Below are 4,750 nucleotides of genomic sequence, written 5' to 3'. Positions count from 1 at the left end.
ACCAATTTGACCAGTCTGCGCGCCCCTTTCACAGCCCTACCTGTGCCCCAGTTGCCGATGGCTCCCAGCTGAGGTTAAGAGAAGCCCATAGCCCCCCGGCCCCTCATTGACTATGATGCGGGCGTGAGGTGTGAATAAGTACCTAAACAATGGCAACCCAACGCATTTGCTTTGCTCAAGTCTCAGATGTCCACCTGATGCCCGAGACGGGGTGCCGCTGTTGGTGGATGTCCGATTCCCCCCGCCGCCAGTTGGAAGCCGCCGTTGCCCATCTCAACCAGGTGCCCGATCTGCACTTCGTGGTGTTTACCGGGGATTTGGTGGATCAAGCGGATCCGGAGAGCTTTCAATCTTTCCAGGAGATTGTTGCCCAACTGCGGGTGCCCTATTACCTCAGCCTGGGCAACCACGATATCGACACCCTGAGGAGAAAGGGACGCTTTAACCGAGATCAGTTTATCCGTTGGTGCCAAAGCCAATTTCCCCTGTCCCCGGCTCCCACCGGTTACGTCGATTACAGCCTTTCCCCTCTGCCCGGGATCCGCTTGATTGCCCTCGACGCCAGCCTGGGACGCTTCCCTTTGCCTCAGGGCGTGCTACGCCCCTCCCAACTGCACTGGCTGGACGAACATCTGCAAACGGTGCCGGAAGAATGGCTGATCCTACTGATCCATCAGCCGCCCTTCATTGCTCCCACTCAAATGGACGCGGTTTTGTTTCGCAAGTACCGGCTCCTCAGCGAACCAGCCTCGGCGCTACACGCTCTCTTGGCCCGTCACGGACGGGTGGTGGCGGTGCTGAGTGGCCACCTGCATGTGCCGAAGGTGTATGTCCGCGATGGGATCCCTTACCTGACGGCACCTCCTCTGGTGGGGCCGGTTTCGGCTCTGCGGGTGTTTGAGCTGGAGGTGAACCCACGGCGAGGGGTGTTGCGCTACCACTGGGTTAAGTTGCCGGAGTTGGATCCCAGCCCCCTCTGGCACGGCTTGGTGATGGGGATCCGACGGGATCGCTGGGGACAAATCCCTCTCCGGGCCAAGGGATCCCGCTCTCTCCCTCTGCCCGCTGCCGCCTGGTAATCAGAAACTCCTAAAGCTTGACCGAATTAGTGTAGATTTAGAATGCAAAGATCGTCGAGTTCGGTGTCTTCCCCCTATGACGGCAAGCCTTTCTCCTTCTAGCCGCTGGGAGCTGGCGGCCCAAGCGTTGCAGGCGCAGTATCAGCCGCAAGTGGTATCTCTGAGCGAACGGTTTGAGCCTTTGTCGGCGAGCGACCTGCTTGCCTGGGCGGTTGAAGAATTTGGAGATGGGCTGGTGCTGGCCTGTAGCTTTGGCCCGGAAGACCTAGTGCTGATCGATCTGCTCACGGCGATTAACCCCCGTGTTCGCGCTTTTTTTCTGGACACCGATTTTCACTTCCCGGAAACCCTACAACTGCGGGAGCAGGTGTTGGCGCGCTACCCCCACTTGCAACTGCAGATCTTCAAGCCCTTGCTTACCCCGGAAGAGCAAGCAGCTCAATACGGGCCAGAACTGTATCGCTCTAACCCCGACCTCTGCTGCAACATCCGCAAGGTGGAGCCCTTGAATCGTGCTCTGGCCGGTTGCACCACTTGGATTACAGGGATGCGTCGGGAACAATCCCCCACCCGCGCCGATATCGGCAAGGTGCAGTGGGACGGCAAGCGCAACCGCCTCAAACTCAACCCGCTGGCTGACTGGACAAATGGCCAAGTTTGGAAATACATCCTTGACCACGGGATCCCTTACAACCCCCTGCACGATCGCCACTACCCCAGTATCGGCTGCCTCCACTGCACTGCGCCTGTTGAGCCAGGGGCGGATCCCCGCTCTGGACGCTGGAAGGGCACAAGCAAGACCGAATGCGGCCTGCATACGTAACCCATGACTGCTTCCTCCATCCTTGAGGTGGCTCAGTTTGAAATTACCCCCGGCTCTGAAGCCGCCTTTGAAGCCGCCATCGCTCAAGCTTTCATCCATTTGCAGCAGACCGACGGCTACCAAGGGCACCAACTGCAGCGCTGTCTGGAGCACCCTCAGCAATACCTACTGCTCGTTCAGTGGGGATCCCTAGAGGCCCATCTGGTCAACTTTCGCCAATCGGAAAACTTTGTCCGCTGGCGTGCCCTCATCGGGCCCTACTTTGCTCGCCCACCCCAGGTGTTGCACTACCAGTTGCTGACCGGATCCCCTTTTTGATTTGAAATAGGGCACCTGTCCACTCTCCACCTAGGTTGACCCCAATGGGACAGGTTAAGATGTGATATTATTTGTTTCCGGCCTTCAGGTAGATGCACAGCGGCATCGCTTATAGGGGCTGTTAACTCAGTGGTAGAGTACCACCTTGACACGGTGGGAGCCGCTGGTTCAATTCCAGCACAGCCCATGTCCTTGACAGAAGCTCACAAGACTCTGCTCTGGGAGCGGGTTACCGTGCTGGGCCGAGCCTTACCCTGCAGGTCTTGCGAAACTGGGGATCCCTCACCGCCACGGATTCTACTGGTAGATATGGGCCGCTTTTAGCATGTGGTAGGTGATCAGCAATTGAGTCAAAGCCAGGGGATAGCTCTGGAGCAGCTCGCCGGTGGTGCCGATCAATTGGCCGATATTGGGGTTTCCCTCTAAGCTACAGAACTTGCCCAGGTAAGGGATTTCGTTGCAGAGCATCCGCTCCAGCTCAATCACTTGGCTGGCCGTAGCATGGGCATCAATCTGCAAAACATCGACGGGCTTGCCCATATCCCGATCCAAATCCAAACGAATGGCAGAGCTGAGGTGACTGTCGCGGGCATTGAGGATTTGCCAAAAATCTGGGTGAGGAATGGTGGGGCGCAGCACCAAGCGTGCATTCAGCAATACCTCGTCTTGGTCGGATCCCTCTTGGGGCGGGTAAAAGGTGACCACTACATCGGCCCATTGGCGCTGTGGACGAATAAAAGCCTCTGAGTCGGGTTCGCGCTTTTTGAGCTCTTCTCGAACTTGCTCTTCTGTGTATCCGCGCTTGCGGGTGTCTCGCTTAATCTTCCAGAGGGCGCGTAGATGTTCGGGAGGGGCCAAATAAACCTTGACATCGTAGCTATCCCGCATACCACGGGTAAAGTAGCCCAGCAGCCCTTCGACGATGACATATTTGTTGGGCTTGACGTACTCTGGCGGGTCAAAGGTGCCGGTGCTGTGGTTATAGACGGGCTTTAGGATCGGCTGGCCGGTGCGCAGGAGCGTCAGGTGCTGCTGAACGATATCCAGGTAGTTGCAGTCGGGATGGAGGGCTGTAATCCCCAGTTCAGCGCGTTGTTTGCGGTCGTAGCGGTGGTAGTCGTCGGTGCAGATGACAGTGACGTTTTCTTCCCCCAAGACTTGGGCAATGCCGCGGGTAAGGGTGGTCTTCCCAGCAGCACTATCGCCAACAATACCCAGAATAATCGGGCGCTGAGCCACGGATCCCTCTCCTGAATCGTGAACCTGGGGCGGAGAACTCCCAACAACACCGGCCAAACTCAACTTCGTTTCGACCTGCGGATGGCCCCGATCAGAGAACAGGGATTGTCGGTCAGCAAACGAAGTTAAGCAAGCATTATCGGCTCTGGAGGGTATTGGGGCAAGAGAACGTTACAGCTTTTTTCAGCGGAGCCCTATGGATCCCTATACTGGAGTAGAAGCACTGGAAGGCATCAAAGCAGCAAGGGTAGCATTAGGTCAGACCGCTAGAGGGGGAAGCAACCGATGGGATTGTTCGATCGGGTCAGCCGAATCATTAGATCCAATATCAATGCGCTGGTCAGCAGCGCCGAGGATCCGGAGAAAATCCTGAACCAGACCATTCAGGACATGTCTGAGGATCACTACCAGATGCGGCAAGCGGTTGCCCAGGCCATTGCTGCCCAGAAGCGGATAGAGCGGCAGTATGAGCAAGCACAGCAGAGTGTTGATGAGTGGCAAAGACGCGCCGAGTTGGCCCTGCGCAACAACAACGAAGCTTTGGCTCGGGAAGCGCTGGTGCGCAAGAAAACCTTTGCCGAGACTGCCCAAAGCCTGAAGCGGCAGTTGGATGAGCAGACTAAGCAGGTGGAGATCCTGAAGTCCAACATGACCAAGCTGGAGAGCAAGATCGCTGAGGCCAAGACCAAAAAAGACATGCTCATCGCCCGGGCCCGCGCGGCCAAAGCTTCTCAACAAATCAACCAGGTCATCGGGCGGGTGGACGCCACAAGCGCCTTTGCCGCTTTTGAGCGCATGGAGGAGAAGGTGAACTCCCTGGAAGCTCAGTCGGCGGCAGTGGCAGAGCTGGCGGTGGACAATTTGGAAAACCAGTTTGCCGCTTTGGAGGCGGGTGGCTCGGATGTGGATCATGAGCTGCTGATGCTCAAGGCGTCGATCCAGGGTCAGTTGCCCTCTGGAGGGTCAAAGTCCTCAGGCCAACCTTCCACCGCAAGTGAGAGCGAAGTCGATCTGGAGTTGGAAAATTTGCGCAAGGAGATTGACCAGCTCTAACAGGCGGAATGTCGCTCTCCTCCGACTCTCAAGGCTTGCCGGGCTGAGTTTGGGCCGGGGGGTGGTAAGCTAACCAACAAGAACTCTGACAGCCCTTCTGCCGACCAGCAGGGCAAAGTCTGTCAGTAAAGCGTTCCACCTCGAGTGGCAGGGATCCCCAGAGGGTAATCAACCTGCGAAAGGGTCACAGCCTGCTTCCGGCAGGGCTGAGGTTAGTTTGCCTACGGTTTTGTGAGAG

Annotated in this window: 5 protein-coding genes and 1 tRNA gene; 5 read left to right on the top strand and 1 reads right to left on the bottom strand. The window is 57.2% G+C overall.

Features of this window, described 5'->3' with window-relative positions; translation table 11 throughout:
• The first annotated feature begins 149 nt into the window (after positions 1–149).
• The 4 genes from NW829_RS11745 to NW829_RS11730 all read left to right on the top strand — a co-directional run bounded on the left by NW829_RS11745 (position 150) and on the right by NW829_RS11730 (position 2,407).
• On the top strand, positions 150–1,079 hold the full coding sequence (locus tag NW829_RS11745; RefSeq protein WP_414417154.1) for a metallophosphoesterase family protein: 930 nt from the start codon (positions 150–152) through the stop codon (positions 1,077–1,079).
• Between the two features lie 76 nt (positions 1,080–1,155).
• Positions 1,156–1,902, top strand: coding sequence for a phosphoadenylyl-sulfate reductase (locus tag NW829_RS11740; protein WP_414417153.1), 747 nt, complete (start codon positions 1,156–1,158; stop codon positions 1,900–1,902).
• Between the two features lie 3 nt (positions 1,903–1,905).
• Entirely contained in the window at positions 1,906–2,220 is a 315-nt protein-coding gene (locus tag NW829_RS11735) for an antibiotic biosynthesis monooxygenase family protein (RefSeq protein ID WP_414417152.1), read from the top strand.
• 115 nt (positions 2,221–2,335) lie between these two features.
• Positions 2,336–2,407 (top strand) — tRNA-Val (locus NW829_RS11730).
• Between the two features lie 110 nt (positions 2,408–2,517).
• Here NW829_RS11730 and NW829_RS11725 read toward each other — a convergent pair.
• Positions 2,518–3,459 (bottom strand): phosphoribulokinase, encoded by a 942-nt coding sequence (locus tag NW829_RS11725; protein WP_414417151.1) that lies wholly within the window; start codon positions 3,457–3,459, stop codon positions 2,518–2,520.
• 285 nt (positions 3,460–3,744) lie between these two features.
• Here NW829_RS11725 and NW829_RS11720 point away from each other — a divergent pair, with 285 nt between their 5' ends.
• Positions 3,745–4,512 (top strand): PspA/IM30 family protein, encoded by a 768-nt coding sequence (locus tag NW829_RS11720; protein ID WP_011432097.1) that lies wholly within the window; start codon positions 3,745–3,747, stop codon positions 4,510–4,512.
• The last annotated feature ends 238 nt before the right edge of the window (positions 4,513–4,750 follow it).

The organism is Synechococcus sp. R55.8 (assembly GCF_047461895.1).
GTDB lineage: Bacteria > Cyanobacteriota > Cyanobacteriia > Thermostichales > Thermostichaceae > Thermostichus.
This window is presented reverse-complemented; position numbering and strand designations above follow the sequence as displayed.

Coding starts and splice junctions, on each gene's coding strand:
- NW829_RS11720 (WP_011432097.1), top strand. CDS start 3,745: ATGGGATTGTTCGATCGGGTCAGCCGAATCATTAGATCCAATATCAAT.
- NW829_RS11740 (WP_414417153.1), top strand. CDS start 1,156: ATGACGGCAAGCCTTTCTCCTTCTAGCCGCTGGGAGCTGGCGGCCCAA.
- NW829_RS11745 (WP_414417154.1), top strand. CDS start 150: ATGGCAACCCAACGCATTTGCTTTGCTCAAGTCTCAGATGTCCACCTG.
- NW829_RS11735 (WP_414417152.1), top strand. CDS start 1,906: ATGACTGCTTCCTCCATCCTTGAGGTGGCTCAGTTTGAAATTACCCCC.